Origin of the sequence: Limnohabitans sp. YIMB22184 (assembly GCF_048020265.1) — a bacterium.
In the GTDB taxonomy this organism is placed as follows: domain Bacteria; phylum Pseudomonadota; class Gammaproteobacteria; order Burkholderiales; family Burkholderiaceae_C; genus Limnohabitans_A.
The window spans coordinates 2,337,195-2,353,085 of the sequence record NZ_CP171843.1 but is presented as its reverse complement, the minus strand read 5'-3'; the positions used below and the strand labels follow the sequence as shown (position 1 = coordinate 2,353,085).

15 protein-coding genes and 1 pseudogene are annotated in these 15,891 nt (G+C 56.3%); 13 read left to right on the top strand and 3 right to left on the bottom strand.

Annotated elements, in window-relative coordinates; genetic code table 11:
• Positions 1–3: 3 nt before the first annotated feature.
• From ACHEXL_RS10815 to ACHEXL_RS10775, 9 genes and pseudogenes are all read left to right on the top strand, one after another.
• Positions 4–1,674, top strand: coding sequence for an ATP-binding cassette domain-containing protein (locus ACHEXL_RS10815; RefSeq protein WP_416559461.1), 1,671 nt, complete (start codon positions 4–6; stop codon positions 1,672–1,674).
• A gap of 15 nt (positions 1,675–1,689) precedes the next feature.
• Positions 1,690–3,030: an HlyD family type I secretion periplasmic adaptor subunit gene (locus ACHEXL_RS10810; RefSeq protein WP_416559460.1), complete on the top strand. Its 1,341-nt coding sequence runs from the start codon at positions 1,690–1,692 to the stop codon at positions 3,028–3,030.
• 14 nt (positions 3,031–3,044) lie between these two features.
• A complete protein-coding gene (locus ACHEXL_RS10805; protein ID WP_416559459.1) occupies positions 3,045–4,751 on the top strand; it encodes a tetratricopeptide repeat protein in 1,707 nt (568 codons plus the stop codon).
• A complete protein-coding gene (locus ACHEXL_RS10800) occupies positions 4,751–6,802 on the top strand; it encodes a tetratricopeptide repeat protein (protein ID WP_416559458.1) in 2,052 nt (683 codons plus the stop codon). The genes ACHEXL_RS10805 and ACHEXL_RS10800 overlap by 1 nt, the downstream gene beginning before the upstream one ends.
• Positions 6,799–7,383: a D-sedoheptulose-7-phosphate isomerase gene (locus tag ACHEXL_RS10795; protein WP_416559457.1), complete on the top strand. Its 585-nt coding sequence runs from the start codon at positions 6,799–6,801 to the stop codon at positions 7,381–7,383. Before ACHEXL_RS10800 ends, ACHEXL_RS10795 begins: the two co-directional genes overlap by 4 nt.
• A complete protein-coding gene (gene rfaE1, locus ACHEXL_RS10790; protein WP_416559456.1) occupies positions 7,380–8,333 on the top strand; it encodes a D-glycero-beta-D-manno-heptose-7-phosphate kinase in 954 nt (317 codons plus the stop codon). The genes ACHEXL_RS10795 and rfaE1 overlap by 4 nt, the downstream gene beginning before the upstream one ends.
• A pseudogene (locus tag ACHEXL_RS10785) lies at positions 8,333–8,800 on the top strand (adenylyltransferase/cytidyltransferase family protein); the annotation flags it as partial. The gene rfaE1 and the pseudogene ACHEXL_RS10785, both read left to right, overlap by 1 nt.
• Positions 8,777–9,376 carry a D-glycero-alpha-D-manno-heptose-1,7-bisphosphate 7-phosphatase gene (locus ACHEXL_RS10780; RefSeq protein ID WP_416561345.1) on the top strand — a complete coding sequence of 200 codons (600 nt, stop codon included), beginning with the start codon at positions 8,777–8,779 and terminating at the stop codon, positions 9,374–9,376. The pseudogene ACHEXL_RS10785 and the gene ACHEXL_RS10780, both read left to right, overlap by 24 nt.
• An 80-nt stretch (positions 9,377–9,456) precedes the next feature.
• On the top strand, positions 9,457–9,699 hold the full coding sequence (locus tag ACHEXL_RS10775) for an NAD(P)-dependent oxidoreductase (RefSeq protein WP_416559455.1): 243 nt from the start codon (positions 9,457–9,459) through the stop codon (positions 9,697–9,699).
• Positions 9,700–9,953: 254 nt separating this feature from the next.
• Here the strand turns inward: ACHEXL_RS10775 and ACHEXL_RS10770 are convergent, their stop codons facing one another.
• A complete protein-coding gene (locus tag ACHEXL_RS10770) occupies positions 9,954–10,421 on the bottom strand; it encodes a YqaA family protein (RefSeq protein ID WP_416561344.1) in 468 nt (155 codons plus the stop codon).
• 156 nt (positions 10,422–10,577) lie between these two features.
• Here ACHEXL_RS10770 and dusB point away from each other — a divergent pair, with 156 nt between their 5' ends.
• The 4 genes from dusB (at position 10,578) to ACHEXL_RS10750 (ending at position 14,824) form a co-directional block, all read left to right on the top strand.
• Positions 10,578–11,624 carry a tRNA dihydrouridine synthase DusB gene (gene dusB, locus ACHEXL_RS10765; protein ID WP_416559454.1) on the top strand — a complete coding sequence of 349 codons (1,047 nt, stop codon included), beginning with the start codon at positions 10,578–10,580 and terminating at the stop codon, positions 11,622–11,624.
• Positions 11,621–11,860, top strand: coding sequence for a Fis family transcriptional regulator (locus ACHEXL_RS10760; protein ID WP_053171959.1), 240 nt, complete (start codon positions 11,621–11,623; stop codon positions 11,858–11,860). Before dusB ends, ACHEXL_RS10760 begins: the two co-directional genes overlap by 4 nt.
• Before the next feature lie 18 nt (positions 11,861–11,878).
• Positions 11,879–13,465, top strand: a complete 1,587-nt coding sequence (gene purH / locus ACHEXL_RS10755; RefSeq protein ID WP_416559453.1) for a bifunctional phosphoribosylaminoimidazolecarboxamide formyltransferase/IMP cyclohydrolase — start codon at positions 11,879–11,881, stop codon at positions 13,463–13,465.
• 99 nt (positions 13,466–13,564) lie between these two features.
• Positions 13,565–14,824 (top strand): DEAD/DEAH box helicase, encoded by a 1,260-nt coding sequence (locus ACHEXL_RS10750; protein ID WP_416559452.1) that lies wholly within the window; start codon positions 13,565–13,567, stop codon positions 14,822–14,824.
• An 86-nt stretch (positions 14,825–14,910) separates the two neighbouring features.
• Here the strand turns inward: ACHEXL_RS10750 and ACHEXL_RS10745 are convergent, their stop codons facing one another.
• Positions 14,911–15,246, bottom strand: a complete 336-nt coding sequence (locus ACHEXL_RS10745) for a DUF6172 family protein (RefSeq protein ID WP_416559451.1) — start codon at positions 15,244–15,246, stop codon at positions 14,911–14,913.
• A 168-nt stretch (positions 15,247–15,414) separates the two neighbouring features.
• A complete protein-coding gene (locus tag ACHEXL_RS10740; protein WP_416559450.1) occupies positions 15,415–15,888 on the bottom strand; it encodes a hypothetical protein in 474 nt (157 codons plus the stop codon).
• Positions 15,889–15,891: the final 3 nt, after the last annotated feature.

The following is a 15,891-nucleotide window of genomic DNA, read 5'->3' as shown; positions in this document are numbered from 1 at the left end:
TCCATGTTTGACAATTTGAAAGTATTGGCTGGCAAGCTTGGCTTGCCAGCCAAGTTGGTGCGCGAGCTATTTTTGGCCACATTGCTCATCAATTTTTTGGGGTTGGTGTCATCGCTCTACAGCATGCAGGTGATGAACCGGTACGTTTCCTTCGGTATCGATGCCACTTTGGTGACATTGACCACAGGCGCATTGATTGCCTTGGTGCTGGAGTTCATGCTGCGCAAAGCCCGCAGCCAGATCGAGCAAGTGGTTTGTAACCGTGCCCTAGAAAAGGCACAGGACAAAGCCTTGGTGGCGTATGCGGGGTCCAATTACCAGTTGCTGGAGCAGATTCCTATCACGCAGAGGCGAGAACTGATTGCTGGATTGGGGCCGATCTCGCAAGCCATATCGCCCATGAACTTTAGTGGCGTGATGGATGCACCCTTTGCCGTTCTTTATGTGGTGGCCGTATTTTTGTTGAGCCCGATGTTGGCGGGCGTGATGGTTCTGGTGATTGCCGTCTATTGGTGGCTGGCCGTGAGGGCGCAAAACCAAATGCGTGCACCGACCGAGGCGATGACAGAGGCTTCGGCGCGTGTGGGCGGCGTCAGCCATTTTTTGGTATCGGCTGCAGAAACGCTCCGCATGTTCAACTGCGTGCCCATTGTTCGGCGCGATTGGGCTGCGGCACAAGACCAAATGATGGGTTTGCGTACGCAACTGCAAGCGTTACAAGGCGAGCAACAACATTACACGGTGGTTGGCAGCAATTTGATGACCATTGTGGTGTATGCGGTGGGCGCCATCTATGTGGTGACTGGAAAATTGGATGTCGGTAGCTTGATTGGCGTGAGTATTTTGGCCAGTCGTTCTTTGTCTTCTTTCTCACGCTTGACTCAGTCCCAAGAACTTTTTGAGCGCGCTGTTCAAGCATTTTCTCGCTTGGATGCGTTAGCCAAAATTCCTGTTGAGCGTCAACAAGGACATGTCCCTCGCGAGCTGAAGGGCGCTCTAGAGTTGGTCGATGTGTCCTTGACCTGGCCTGGCCAACCCATGCCCTTGTTTGAATCCTTGTCCTTGAAAATGCCTGCTGGGGCGGTGATGGCTGTGGTGGGTGGCAATGCCGCAGGCAAAAGCAGCATGCTGAAACTGCTGGTGGGTTTGCTGGAGCCTGACCGAGGTCACGTCAAGTATGACGGCATGGATTTGCGCCAGTTGGTTCCGGAATGGTGGCGTCAGCAGTTGGTTTATCTGCCGCAGGAGCCACAATTTTTTGACGGGACTTTGCGTGAAAACCTCACCGTCATGCGTCCCGATACGCCTGATGACGTTTTGCTCGGGTGGTGCCGCAAACTCGACTTGGGTGGTTACTTGGATGCGCAGCCCAGAGGGTTGGAGACGCCCATACGCAACTCTGGCACTCACCTGCCTGTTGGTGTTCGCCGACGACTGGCTTTGGTTCGGGCTTTGCTGACTGAGGGCCGGGTAGTGGTTCTGGATGAACCTTTTGAGGGTGTGGACACCAAGGGGGCCCAAGCCATCACCGCCGTCCTCAATGAATTGGTGGGCCGAGGATGCAGCGTGATCATGGCCACGCGCGACGAATTCATCATCAAGTCCGCAACGATTGTGCTGGATCTCTCGTCTAAACCCGTACCGCGGGTGGTGAACCAAACGGCACCTCAATAAGGGGATCGGTACCAGATGAATGCGATAGACACAACCATTGAAGATGCGCGTGAAGTGAATGCTTCGCTCGGCGAATTGACCGACCATGACTTGCACTTGCTCAAGAGTGAGCGACGTTTTATCCGTTACCTTTCTATCGGTGTGGTTTTCCTTTTGATTTGGGCTGCGTTTTTTCAACTCGATATCGCGACGCAAGCCTATGGTGAAGTCGCGCCTGCTGATCAGGTTCAAAAAGTACAGCACCTTGAAGGTGGCATCGTTCGCGAAATCCATGTCAAAGAAGGGCAAAAAGTTAAAAAGGGCGATCCGCTGGTCGAGCTTGAGGGGATTGCTGCGCAGGCGGACAAGCAAGAAATCGACAGCCGCATAGGGGCTTTGAGGATCAAAATCATCCGACTTGAAGCGGTGATTGGTCGAAAGGGTGCCATTGAATTTCCTGCTGATCTTTTGAATAATTACCCCAAGGAAATTGATGAAGCGAAAGAGCTTTATCGCACGCAACTTGAGCGTTCAAGCTCCACACGAGATGCACAGACATGGAAAATTGTGCAGCGACAGGAAGAGTTTCAAGAGCTTAAGGCGCGGATCGCGCACTTGTCTGAACAGCGCAAAATTTTGCGTGAGCAGTTGCGAATCGATAAAGAGTTGCTGGACAAAGGCATCGGCAACCAATACGAATTTTTGCAACGGACCCGAGAAGATTCAAGCCTGTCGGGACAAATTCTCGAATCACAAGCCGCATTGAGGCGTGTTGAAGCGGGACAAAAACAAGAACAGTCCGGACTGACTTCGATCACGTCTGGTAACACAGAAGACCTTCGCAAAGACTTGGAAGAGTCCCGTAAGCAATTGGCTGAGTTGCAGAAACGATTGGGTAAATTTCAAGACAGCACGGCCAGAACCATCATCCGCTCACCTGTAGATGGCACGGTCTTCACGCTCTATACCGTGACGCGTGGAGGGGTGGTCAGTCCTGGTGGTTTGGTGGTCAGTCTGGTGCCTGGGGACGAGCGTATTGTGATTGAAACCAAATTGAATGCGGGTGAGGTGGGTTTGGTCAGTGTGGGTCAATTGGCCCGGTTACGCCTTGAAGGTGGCAGCACGCAGCGCTTCAGACCTGTCGATGGGAAAGTGCTGCACATCAGCTCAGATGCCATCACCGAGCCGCAGAAGCCGCCTTATTTTTTGGTCCGTATTGCGCCCTCGCAACTCAATTTCACGGATGGGGTGACGAATTACAAACTCAGCCCTGGCGTGCAAGTCAGCGCATCCATCGTGACCGGACACCGCAGTGTTTTGCAGTATGTCTTTGGCCCGATGTTGGGTCGTTTTGGTGGTGCCTTGACAGAGCATTGAGGCAGGAAATTGAAGTGAAAGCTCCAGAAATATCTCCGGGTCATCTTGACTGGAATCGCCGCGCGAGCCAATTGTTGTCGGCGCGCAAGTTGCCCGAATTGCAACGACTGCTGGAGCAAGTGCTCTCGGCACAACCAGAGGATCACGAAGCGCGACAGTTGCTGGGTGTTTGTCACAGCATGCAAGGTCGGCACAGCGAAGCGATCAACCATTTGAGCTTGGCCATTGCCTTGAGTGATTTTCAACCCGATTGGCTTTTTAATCTGGGTAATATTTTGCGAAGTGATGGCCAACTGGCATTGGCGGTGACCACCTATCGAAAGTTACTCAGTTTGGCGCCAGGGCATGCACAAGCCTGGTTCAATTTGGCCAATTTGCTCAGTGATCAGCAGCAGCATGGACAAGCGGTTGATGCTTACAAGCGAGCCTTGATGGCGGACCCTTCCTATCTGAAGGCGATGGTCAATTTGGCCAGTTCACTGTCGCGCACCAGTGACTTTGACGGTGCGCTCAAAGTTTTCAAACAAATTTTGGCTGCGGATCCACAGCACGTGGGTGCCCGTAACAACATGGCCAATTTGCTGCGTGATTTAGGCCAGCCGCAACAAGCCAAAGAGCTGTTGGAGGGACTGGCCGAGGAAGACCCTAACAGTGCGCGTGTACAAAATAATCTTGGCTCTGCATGGCGCGAGTTGGGTGATTTGCCACGGTCCTTGGCTTGTTACCGCAAGGCCATAGAACTCAAACCAGATTACCCTGAAGGACAGATGAATTACGCCATGGCCTTATTGGCTGATGGTCAGTGGGAGCCGGGTTGGCGGCTCTATGAAGCACGACTTGATCCACGTTTGCAAGTGCTCACGGCGGGACCGTATCAACACATGACCCGTTGGACCGGCCAAGCCATCCAGGGCAAGCGCATCTTGGTTCATGGTGAACAAGGCTTGGGCGACATGCTGCAGTTTTGTCGCTTTGTGCCCTTGCTGGAAAAAATGGGTGCGCAGGTCTTTTTGTTGACCGATGCGAATTTGAAGCGCTTGTTTCGGACGCTGGATATGCGTGCCGATGTTCTCTCAAGCGGGGACCCGGTGCCCAGTGGTTTGGATTATCAAGTCTCCTTGATGAGCCTGCCGCTTAATTTGGGTATTTTCTCCCCGAGTCAGTTCCACCCAACGCCTTACTTGAAGCCTGAATTGGATGCTGTGTCGGTTTGGCAGGCGCGACTCGATGCTTGGTTTCCGGCATCAACTGGTCGCGTTCGGCCACGAATTGGTATCGTTTGGGCTGGCAATCCGCGGCGAGAAATGCCCCTGGCCAGTTTGGTGGACCGTCGTCGCAGTTTGTCCAGCGATCAAGCCCGCCAGTTGATCCAAGCGCATCCTGAGATCGACTGGGTCAGCTTGCAAAAGGGAGAGCAGGAAAATGCGCTGCCTGACATCAAGAGTGCAGCCTCGTCTTTGCAGGACTTCGCGGACACGGCGGCGCTGTGCCAGGCACTGAACGCCGTGGTGACCGTCGATACATCGGTGGCCCACCTGAGTGCCAGCATCGGCCGGCCCACCATCATGTTGTCGCGCTTTGATGCCTGCTGGCGTTGGGGCCTCAAGCATGCCCATACGCCTTGGTACCAAACCATGCGGATTGTTCGGCAGACCAGTTATGGTGACTGGTCGCAAGCCTTGTTGCGAGTCAGCGCTGAATTGACGCAATTGGGGTTGTGATGACGAATTTGCAGTCCACTCTGCAATTGGCTTTTGGTCATCACCAGGCCGGACGTTTGGATGCTGCAGCGCAAGGTTATCAAGAAATCTTGAAGCAACAGCCTGAGCACCCAGATGCGCTGAATTTGCTAGGCGTTCTATGCTCCCAAAGAAAAGACTATGCCAAGGCATTGTCATGGTTGTTGAAAGCGATCGCAGCTAAACCCGAGTTTTCCGATGCGTGGTTGAATCTTGCCAAGACCTTGAGTTCCACCCATCGTCTGCGCGAGGCGGTGGGGGCTTGTGATGTGGTGTTGCGCATGGAGCCGCAGCACGCCGAGGCGCTGGCCACCCAGGCGCGAACGTTGCGCAAGCTCAATCAATTTGATGCGGCTTTGGAGAGTGCGCGCGCATGCCTTGCCATACAGGCCGATTCTCTTGAAATGGGGCGCATTGAAACGGCATGCTTGGTGGCCTTGAAGCGATTCGACGAAGCGGGTCTATGCTTTGCGCATTGGTTGGCCAAGTCGAAAAACGATGAAGCCTTATCCAATGACTATGCGATGCTGTTGGTGCAATTGGGTCGCACACAAGAGGCCATCGCCAGATTGGAAGCCTTGGCGGGTTTGCCCAAGCCCTTCTTGCCTGCGTGCAGCAATTTGGGAAATTTGTTGTACGACCAAGGTGATCATCAGAGAGCACTTGCATTGCACCAAACAGTCGTCGATTCAAACCCAAAACTTTATGCAGGATGGCTCAATTACGGCAATGTCTTGCAAAAGCACGAGCGTTTGAGGGAGGCCAGACAGGCCTTGGAAGTGGCCGTTCGATTGAAGCCCGACAGATCGGAGGCCTACGTCAATCTCGCGAGTATTTTGATGGCTCAGGGCGAAGAGAGCTTGGCCTTTGACAGCTTGAACAAGGCCATCACGCTGGCCCCAGACTTCGTTGATGCTTGGAACAACCTGGGGGCGATGGAGTTAGATTGTGCAAGGCCTTGGAACGCCCAAAAGGCCTACGCACAAGCCGTGGCGCGAGACCCTCAATTGGCTGCCGCGCAGTTCGGTCTCGCCTTGAGTTATTTGATGCAAGGTGATTTCACCAGGGGCTGGCCACTTTATGAATGGCGATGGTTGGGTGCGAGTCAAGCCAAGCCGCAGGAGGCGCCCCGTTTTTCATGCCCGCAATGGATGGGGCAGCCCACGCGCCCGCAGACCGATTCCATCGTCGTTTACCATGAACAAGGCTTTGGCGACACGCTCCAATTTGCGCGATTTTTGCCCCAACTTCTGGGGAAGTTCGCACGAATCACTTGGGTCATACAACCGGAGTTATTTGAGCTGTTGGCCCATGACCTCCCACCGCAAATTCAGTTGCTGACCTCTGCGCAGGGGCAATCTGTTGTGCGCGCGCGCATGTTTGATTGGCATTGCCCCATGGGCAGTCTGCCTCTCGCACTGGGGTTGAGACGTGGCCAACAAATCCCTGGCGTTTTGGGTTATTTGAAGCCCATGGCCGCGTATCCAGTTTCTCAGAAGTTTGACAATTTGGTACGACACGCCAAACAGGAGCAAAAGACAGTCATTGGACTGTGTTGGGCAGGGAATCCTGGTTTGGCGCACAACAAGACCCGCAGTTTGAAGTTGTCCATGCTCAGCGAACTGGTGTCCATACCCGGTGTGGTGTGGGTGAGCTTGCAACGCGAACGCAGTTTGGAGGATGCGCAGTTGTTGCAGTCATGGGGGGTTATGGACATGTCGGAGAGTTTGAAAAATTTTGCCGATACTGCTGCAGTGATCCAGCAGATGGATCTGGTGATTTCTGTGGACACCGTGGTGGTCCATCTAGCCGGGGCTTTGGGTACGCCTTGTTGGCTGCTCAATCGTTTTCAAAGCGAATGGCGATGGATGCACGGTCGTCAAGACAGTGTGTGGTACGCGTCTGTTCTACAGTGGCGACAAGAGCGCAAAAATGATTGGTCAGGCGTCCTGTCCAGAGTGAAAGCGGCGGTGATTGAGATGGTGCATGGCCTCCACCCCAGCGTCAAAGGTCTTGATGAGGTTACCCCATGAACCCAGAGTTGTTGGCCAAAAACATGGCGGAGCATGAGGTGACGATTCACTCGCTCACGCTACTCTCAGATCTGGTGCTGGAGGCATCGCGGATATTGGCTTCTAGTTTGAAGAGCGGTGGGAAACTGATGCTCTGCGGTAACGGGGGGTCCGCCTCGGATGCCCAACATTTTGCAGCAGAGATGATGGGTCGCTTCCAGAAATCCAGACAACCTTACGCTGCAATTGCTTTGACCAGTGACACCTCAATCTTGACGTGTATCGCCAACGATTACGCGTTTGACCAAATTTTCGCGCGCCAAGTTCAAGGTCTTGGTCGGTCTGGGGATGTGCTGATTGCGTTGTCAACGTCGGGGCATTCGGCCAACGTGATTCGTGCGGCCATCCAGGCCCGGCAATCTGGTGTTTTTGTCTTGGGCTTGACGGGTAAAGGCGGTGGGGCTTTAAAGTCACATTGTGATTTGTGTTTGGTGGTCGAATCTGCCAACACTGCCAGGATTCAAGAAGCCCATATTTTGCTGATCCACACCCTGTGTGAGTTGGTTGAGCAAGGCCTCTCTACCGAACTGTTAGCGCTATGAACCCCACTGAACTTACCCCCATGGACATGGCGGCTGTCATGGCAAGCAGCAAAGTGCTGGTTGTTGGCGATGTGATGCTGGACAGGTATTTGATGGGTGATGTTTTTCGGATTTCGCCGGAAGCACCTGTTCCTATTTTGCAAGTGATGGAGGAGGAGACCCGGCTTGGTGGCGCAGCCAATGTGGCTATGAACATCAAGGCCCTCGGGGGGCAAGTCGGTTTACAAAGTATTGTGGGTTGCGATGCTGCAGGCGATGAACTCAGCCGTCTGTTGAAGCGCTCGGGTATCTCGGCCCGATTGGTGGGTGACGAAGGCTTGCGCACGACCATGAAATGGCGTCTCGTTGCCAGGTCACAACAAATGATGCGTGCTGATTTTGAAGATCGACCTGGTGAAAAGGCGTTGGCTACCTTGTTCGAACATTTTTCAAACGACCTTCTGGATCACCATGCGGTGTTGATTTCTGACTATGCCAAAGGTGCGCTGGTGGACGTCCAACAGATGATCGCGTTGGCTAAGCAAAATGGCTTGAAGGTCTTGGTGGATCCCAAAGGGCATGATTTTTCGAAATATAAAGGAGCGGACCTCATTACCCCTAATCGCCAGGAGTTGATGCACATCATTGGCCCTTGGCAGGACGAAGATCAACTTCGAATGAAAGTCACTCAGCTGTGCGATTCGTTGGATATCCGATCGCTTGTATTGACCCGGGCTGAAGAGGGGATGACTCTTTTTGAGCCCGAGCGTCGGGTGCATTTGCCTGCACAACAGGTCGAGATCGCGGATGTCACAGGTGCTGGCGATACCGTGATTGCTGTGTTGGCTATGTTGGTGGCTTCGGGTGTCCCATTGGTGCATGCGATGACGTTGGCCAATCGAGCGGGAGGCTTGGTGGTCGCTAAATTTGGGACTGCCACATTGAGCGCAACGGAGTTGTTGGGGGCATGATGCTGGACGACAAAATATGCCCGCGTAGCGAGTTGATGAATCGGTTGGCAGGGTTGCCACGCCCATGGGTGTTCACCAATGGGGTGTTTGATATCGTGCACAAGGGTCATGTTCACTATTTGGAACGGGCCCGAAGCTTAGGGGCTTCGTTGGTGGTCGGACTTAATACAGACGCTTCCGTCCGAATGCTCGGCAAAGGAGATGACCGGCCGCTCAACACAGAAGTAGACAGGGCGGTGCTGTTGGCGGCGTTATCGTCGGTCTCTTTGGTCACTTTTTTTGATGACAAGACACCACTTGAGTTGATTCGTGAAATTAGCCCTGATATTTATGTCAAAGGTGGTGACTACGACATGGAAGTTCTGCCTGAAGCTCGATGGGTTCGTGAATCGGGTGGACAAGCCTTGGCGATTGAATTTACCCCTGGTTACTCGACGAGCTCGCTGCTGAAGCGGGTTCGTGGGACACGCTTCAATGCCCGCTCTGCGCGCCGGGCTATTTTCCTTGACCGTGATGGCGTCATCAACCTGGATGCTGGTTATGTGGGGCGATGGTCGGATTTTGAATTTCTACCCGGTGCCGTTGAAGGATTGAAGAGATTCCAAGATGCAGGCTATGCACTGGTCATCGTGACCAATCAGTCCGGTTTGGCGCGGGGTTATTTCGATGAAAATGATCACTTGGATTTGAACGTACAAATGATGGCGGTGCTCCGGACACACGGTGTGGAGTTGGATGGCATTTATCACTGCCCTCATCACCCAGAGGGGATCATTGGCAAGTGGGCGGTCGCGTGTGTATGTCGCAAACCTTTGCCTGGGCTGATCATCCAAGCCGCCACCGAGCTAGGCATCTCTTTGTCTGATTCGATGTTGATCGGTGATCGCCTATCGGACATTCAAGCTGCGCGGGCTGCTAAGTTGCAAGCCGCTTACCTCATTGTGCAAGAGGGGGGGCAGTGGGTGCCAGATGCACGTGTGCCCGTTGACGGTGCGTTTCCAAATTTGTCGGCCTGTGCGATGGCTTTGACTGGCCGCCCTTGATCAACCGTCAGCAGTGACAGAATGGCGCAGTGCACGGGCGATCTTGACAGCACAGCACTGCCAGCGGACAGTCACTGTCGATGTTGCTTCAGGGCTTGGCGTTGCATGTGATGGCCTTCAGACAGAATATGACGGTCTATGGCGCGCAGCATCAGCAGCCTGTGCAAATGGTCAGTTTCGTTAATTGGCGGGAGGTTTTGCTGCACACTGACTGTATGGTATCGGTCTGCCCATTGACCGACACAATGCGGTATCTGGTGAATGCCAATGCGCTGTCTTGCTTGCCCCAGGGCACCCACCTGATCAATGTCGAACGGGGTTAGGTCGTCGATGAGCCTGGTTTGATTGCGGCCTTGCAGCGTGGTCATTTAGGGGGCATTTTTGGATGTTTTTGCCTGCGAACCTTGCAGATGTCCTCCGCTTTGTGGGCCACGCTTCAGGTGATGGTGATGCCGCACGCTGCGGGTCATTCGGATCGCCATGAGCCACGGGTGTGGCAGATGTTTTTAGACAATCTGAAACGGTGGATGGATTCAGGCCCACGGCGGCTTGCTGTGACATAAGTCCATGCCCATTGCTAAGGAAAAAACCAAAGCAGCCCGCCCGTCATCACCACGTAACGCCCGAATTTGCCCAGGGCCATGTACAGCGTGCACGACCAAAATGGCATCCTGAGCCAGCCGGCCACAGCGCAAATGGGGTCGCCCACCACGGGCAGCCACGACAGCAGGCAGGCTTTGGGGCCGAGGGCTTTCAGCCATTTCAAGGCGCGTTGGTCTGTGCTGGAATGGCGCCAGCGGTCCACCGCCTGGTGCGTGCCCCAGCCCATCCACCAGCTCAGCATGCCGCCCAGGGTGTTGCCGGTGGTAGCCACCACGATGGCGGGCCAAAACAGTTCGGGGTTGAGTTTGACCAGGCCAAACACGGCGGGCTCGGAGCCCATGGGCAGCAAGGTGGCCGAGATGAACGACACGACGAACACGGTGCTCAGGCCGTGTTGTGGCAGGGCCAGCCATTGCAGCAATTGAGTGAGCCAGATTTCCATCTGACTCAGTGTAGCGGGATGGGCCATGCCGCAAGCGATGGCGCGCAGGCATGGCCCCAGCGCTTAGCACAGTTTCCTTTCGGTTGCTGAAATATTAAGCAACTACAATAGTGCCTCCTTTTTAGGCATTCCCCCTTTTCGCAACGCACCCCTGTCATGCAGATTGGCCCTTACCCATTGCCGAACAACTTGTTCGTGGCCCCCATGGCGGGGGTGACGGACCGGCCGTTTCGCCAGCTGTGCAAGCAGTTCGGTGCGGGCTATGCCGTGAGTGAAATGGTGACTTCCCGGCCAGATTTGTGGGCTTCGCTCAAAACCTCGCGCCGCGCCAACCACGACGGTGAGCCCGGCCCGATCGCTGTGCAGATCGCGGGTACCGAAGCGCAGATGATGGCCGACGCCACGCGCTACAACATCGACCGGGGCGCGCAGATCATCGACATCAACATGGGCTGCCCAGCCAAAAAGGTTTGCAACAAATGGGCCGGATCGGCCCTGATGCAAGACGAGCCGCTGGCGCTGGAGATCATCAGTGCGGTGGTCGAAGCGGCTTTGCCCCACGGCGTGCCCGTGACCCTGAAGATGCGCACCGGTTGGTGCGATGCCGAAAAGAACGCCCTGAGCCTGGCCCGTGCCGCTGAAAGCGCTGGGGTTCAGATGGTCACCGTGCACGGCCGCACCCGTGAGCAGGGCTATAAGGGCCTGGCCGAATACGACACCGTGGCCGCCGTCAAAGCCGCGCTCAAGATCCCGGTGGTGGCCAATGGTGACATCGACTCGCCCGAAAAGGCCCGCGATGTGCTCAAGTTCACGGGCGCCGACGCCGTGATGATTGGCCGCGCCGCGCAAGGCAGCCCCTGGATTTTTCGCGAAATAGGCCACTTTCTGGCCACGGGCGAACACCTCGCCCCGCCCTTGGTCGCTGAGGTGCGCCGCGCCCTGCTGGAACACCTTGAAGACCACTATGGTCTGTATGGCGAATACACCGGCGTGCGCTCGGCCCGCAAACACATCGGCTGGTATGTGCGCACACTGCCCGGTGGTGATGCTTTTCGTGAACACATGAACACCTTGGAGACTGCAGCCACGCAACTGGCTGCCGTGGCCGCCTATCTGGACGGCCTGGCCGAGCAGATGGAGCGCCTGCCCCGGCACCAGCCCTTGCGCCCTGAGGCCTGCACCGATTTAGAGACCACGCCATGAGCGAACCCCAATCGATTGAAAACTGCATCCGGGACAACCTGGATATTTACTTCCGTGACCTGGACGGTACCGATCCCACAGGTCTTTACGACATGCTGGTCAAGCTGGTCGAAAAGCCGCTGCTGGACGTGGTGATGACCCAGTCTGGCCAGAACCAGTCGCGCGCTGCGGAATGGCTGGGTCTGAACCGTAACACCTTGCGCAAGAAATTGCTCGAGCACGATTTGTTGAAATAAATAAGAAAGAAAGTCCCCATGAGAGCCCTCATCTCTGTCTCTGACAAAACCGGCATCGTTGATCTGGCGAAAGAACTGCACGCTTTGGGTGTGGGCCTGATCTCCACTGGCGGCACCGCCAAACTCCTGGCCGAGCAAGGCTTGCCCGTGACCGAGGTGGCAGAGGTCACCGGCTTCCCCGAAATGCTCGATGGCCGTGTGAAAACACTGCACCCCAAAGTGCACGGCGGTTTGTTGGCGCGTCGCGACACCCCCGAGCACATGGCGGCCCTCAAGGCGCACAACATCGACACGATTGATTTGCTCATCGTCAACCTCTACCCCTTTGAAGCCACCGTGGCCAAGCCCGGCTGCACACTGGCCGACGCCATCGAGAACATCGACATTGGCGGGCCCGCCATGGTCCGCTCTGCCGCCAAAAACTGGAAAGACGTGGGCATCGTGACCGATGCCAGCCAATACGCGGACGTGATTACTGAACTCAAGGCCAACGGCAAACTCAGCGATAAACTGCGCTTTTCTTTGTCCGTGGCCGCGTTCAACCGCATCAGCCAATACGACGGCGCGATCAGCAATTACTTGTCGAGCGTGAACTTTGAAGCCGAAAAGCTGAGCGAAACCTACGTGCCCGAGCGCGCCCAGTTCTCAGGCCAGTTCAACGAGCAATACGTCAAGGTGCAAGACCTGCGCTACGGCGAAAACAGCCACCAGCAAGCTGCGTGGTACCGCGACCTGGTCCCGGCTGCGGGATCGCTCGCCACCGGCGTGCAACTCCAGGGCAAAGAACTGAGCTACAACAACATCGCCGACGCCGATGCGGCGTGGGAATGCGTCAAGAGCTTCGAGACCTCTGCGTGTGTGATCGTCAAACACGCCAACCCCTGCGGCGTTGCCGTGGGTACCACGGCGTTCGAGGCTTACAGCAAAGCTTTCCAGACCGACCCCACCAGCGCGTTCGGCGGCATCATCGCCTTCAACCGCCCGGTGGATAAGGCCGCTGCCGAAGCCGTGAGCAAGCAATTCGTCGAAGTGCTGATGGCCCCCGACTTCAGCGCCGAAGCGCTGGAAGTGTTCAAGAGCAAAGTCAATGTGCGCCTGATGAAAATCGCTTTGCCCGCCAATTACGGCGATGTGCGCAACGCTTTGGAGACCAAGCGCGTGGGCTCGGGTCTGTTGCTGCAAAGTGCCGACAACCACGAGCTGGCCTTGGCCGACATGAAGATCGTCACCGTCAAGCAACCCACGCCTGAAGAGCTTCATGACCTGCTGTTCGCCTGGAAAGTGGCCAAGTTCGTCAAATCCAACGCCATCGTGTTCTGCAAAAATGGCATGACCATGGGTGTGGGCGCAGGCCAAATGAGCCGCCTCGATTCCGCCCGCATCGCCAGCATCAAGGCCGAGGCCGCGAAGTTGAGCCTGCAAAACACCGTTGTGGCGAGCGATGCCTTCTTCCCCTTCCGCGATGGTCTCGACGTGGTGGTGGACGCCGGTGCGACTTGCGTGGCCCAGCCCGGCGGTTCGATGCGCGACCAAGAGGTCATCGACGCCGCCAACGAGCGCGGCGTGGCGATGGTCTTCACGGGTGTGCGTCACTTCCGCCATTGAGTGCTTCCCGTCACTGCGAGCGAAGCGTGGCAGTCCAATGATGGAACTGCCATGCAGCGGACAGTGAGCAACTTTTTCAACCAACACAGAAACCACTGAGTGAATTTTGATCAACTTGGCCTGACCCCCGCGCTTTTGCGCGCTGTGGGTGACATGGGCTTGTACGCCCCCACACCTATCCAGGTCGAGGCGATTCCGGCGGTTTTGAAGTCGTCCGACGTGTGGGCCACTGCGCCCACCGGCTCTGGCAAGACCCTTGCTTTTGCGCTGCCGCTGTTGCAGCACTTGTTGGCTTCGCCGCGCCAGACCAACTTTCGCCGCCCGGTGCGTGTGTTGGTGCTGGTGCCTACGCGCGAGCTGGCGGTGCAAGTGGGTGACGTGCTGACCAATTTGGCGTACAAACTGCCGCAGTCACTCAAGGTGAACACCGTGTTTGGCGGTGTTTCGGCCAATCCGCAAATGATGGCGCTGCGCGGCGGGGCAGACATCGTGGTGGCCACACCTGGCCGCTTGCTCGACCTGATCGACCAAAACGCTGTGCGCCTGGCCGATGTGCAGCACCTTGTGCTGGACGAAGCCGACCGCCTGCTGGACCTGGGTTTTGCTGACGAGCTGCAACGTGTGTTGGGACTGCTGCCTGCTCGGCGTCAGACGCTCTTGTTTTCAGCCACATTTGCGCCCGAGGTGGAAACTTTGGCCGCTAAGTTGCTGCACCAGCCTGTGCGCATCACGGTGGAGGCTTTTGAAGGTCATCAACCCGACATCACCCAACGCGCTATCCGCGTGGATGAGAAAAGCCGCACCGCCTTGCTGCGCCACCTCATCCAAGAAAACGGCTGGAAGCAGGTGCTGGTGTTTGTGGCCACGCGCTATGCCTGTGAGCATGTGGCGGGCAAGCTCTACAAAGCGGGTATTTACGCCACGCCTTTCCATGGCGAGATGAGCCAAGGTGCACGGCAAGAAGTGTTGAGCGAATTCAAAGCCGGCCGCTGGGACGTGGTGGTCACCACCGACCTGGCCTCACGCGGCATCGACATCGCCATGCTGCCCGTGGTCGTCAACTACGACCTGCCGCGCTCGGCCACCGATTACACCCACCGCATTGGCCGCACTGGTCGGGCCGGGGCGCACGGAGACGCGGTGAGCTTTGTCACCGCCGCTGCGCTGGCGCACTGGCAGTTGATCCAGAAACGCGAAAGCCTGGAACTCGCTTTGGAGCAAATCCCAGGCTTTGAGCCCACCGAAACCCCGCCACTGCCTTCACCCGGCAATGGCGGTGTCAAAGGTTCAAGGCCCAGCAAGAAAGACAAGTTGCGGGCGGCTGCCGCTGAAGCTGCGGCTTCGAAGACGCCAGAGTAGCCCGATCAATCTGGCCCCGGGTTGTCTCATGCCCGACCCGATCGGGCATTCATTGGTGCCGGTTTTTGCGACGAGGGCCTGAAAAATCAGGCCTTGTTCAGATTGTCAAAGTGGTCTTCAACACCGCTTGGGTCTTGCGCCTTGAGCACACGCATGCCGTGCTTGCTCAAAATCTCCACGTACACCGACGTCGCGCCTGACTTGGCTGCCGCATCCACCGCGTCGATCACCCCGCTCACACGCACCACTTCGGCGTTGTCGGCCGTCAGTCCCACTTTGCAGTCAAAGTCCCAAAAGTCCACGCCTTTGGGCACATCGCGGTTGCGCTCGCGCTTGAAGTATTTGCGAATGTCGTGTTTGACGGCTTCGAGCACGCGGTCGGGGTGTTTGCCTTCGGCTTGCAGGGAGAAATTTTTTTTCATGGTGAGTCCAAGGGAGTAGGCAGGCGCCCGGTCCGGACGTGAATGCAGGCGCGGATTATCGCCGGTTTGTTCAGCTACCGGGCACTGCCAGATCGACTTGCTTGCGTAGGGTCAGTTTCGGCAGGTATTCCGGGCGATTCGGGTGAGCGGGTTGCCTGATTTTCCGAATCAGTCCTCCGACTGAAATCGGTACTTGAGCTGAAAGCTCAAAGCGCCGTATAGCCGGTCTTTGAGCGGCGGCACCAGCGCCACATTCAGGCCCCAGCGGCCGCTTTCGAGGCTGGCGGTCGGGATCACGGCTGGAAACCAGCCGCCGTCAAAGGCTTTGGGGTAACCATTGAAAGCGCCAGCAACCACGCCCAGCTTGACTGAGCCCACGCGCCAAGGCTGGTAATAAGCCCCAATGTAACTGGAGTTGGCGTCGTTGCTGTTGATGAAGCGCCCTGCGGTGGCGCTCCAATGCTCGTTCAGCGTGTATTCAAACCCAACGCCCGGATTGGCGTTACGCAGGCCTTTGTCCGTGTCAAAGTGCGCTGAATAAAAACCGGCATTGACCCACAGCCGATTGACTTCAAAGTCGGCATGCGCTGGCGTGGCCAGCCCTGCAAGGACAGCACAGATCAGGCCTGCCACTTGCTTCATGGC

Excerpts from the sequence above, each read along its gene's own strand:
- ACHEXL_RS10795 (WP_416559457.1), top strand. The coding sequence starts at position 6,799 with ATGAACCCAGAGTTGTTGGCCAAAAACATGGCGGAGCATGAGGTGACG.
- ACHEXL_RS10810 (WP_416559460.1), top strand. The coding sequence starts at position 1,690 with ATGAATGCGATAGACACAACCATTGAAGATGCGCGTGAAGTGAATGCT.
- purH (WP_416559453.1), top strand. The coding sequence starts at position 11,879 with ATGAGAGCCCTCATCTCTGTCTCTGACAAAACCGGCATCGTTGATCTG.
- rfaE1 (WP_416559456.1), top strand. The coding sequence starts at position 7,380 with ATGAACCCCACTGAACTTACCCCCATGGACATGGCGGCTGTCATGGCA.
- ACHEXL_RS10770 (WP_416561344.1), bottom strand. The coding sequence starts at position 10,421 with ATGGAAATCTGGCTCACTCAATTGCTGCAATGGCTGGCCCTGCCACAA.
- ACHEXL_RS10775 (WP_416559455.1), top strand. The coding sequence starts at position 9,457 with ATGTTGCTTCAGGGCTTGGCGTTGCATGTGATGGCCTTCAGACAGAAT.
- ACHEXL_RS10815 (WP_416559461.1), top strand. The coding sequence starts at position 4 with ATGTTTGACAATTTGAAAGTATTGGCTGGCAAGCTTGGCTTGCCAGCC.
- ACHEXL_RS10760 (WP_053171959.1), top strand. The coding sequence starts at position 11,621 with ATGAGCGAACCCCAATCGATTGAAAACTGCATCCGGGACAACCTGGAT.
- dusB (WP_416559454.1), top strand. The coding sequence starts at position 10,578 with ATGCAGATTGGCCCTTACCCATTGCCGAACAACTTGTTCGTGGCCCCC.
- ACHEXL_RS10740 (WP_416559450.1), bottom strand. The coding sequence starts at position 15,888 with ATGAAGCAAGTGGCAGGCCTGATCTGTGCTGTCCTTGCAGGGCTGGCC.
- ACHEXL_RS10745 (WP_416559451.1), bottom strand. The coding sequence starts at position 15,246 with ATGAAAAAAAATTTCTCCCTGCAAGCCGAAGGCAAACACCCCGACCGC.
- ACHEXL_RS10800 (WP_416559458.1), top strand. The coding sequence starts at position 4,751 with ATGACGAATTTGCAGTCCACTCTGCAATTGGCTTTTGGTCATCACCAG.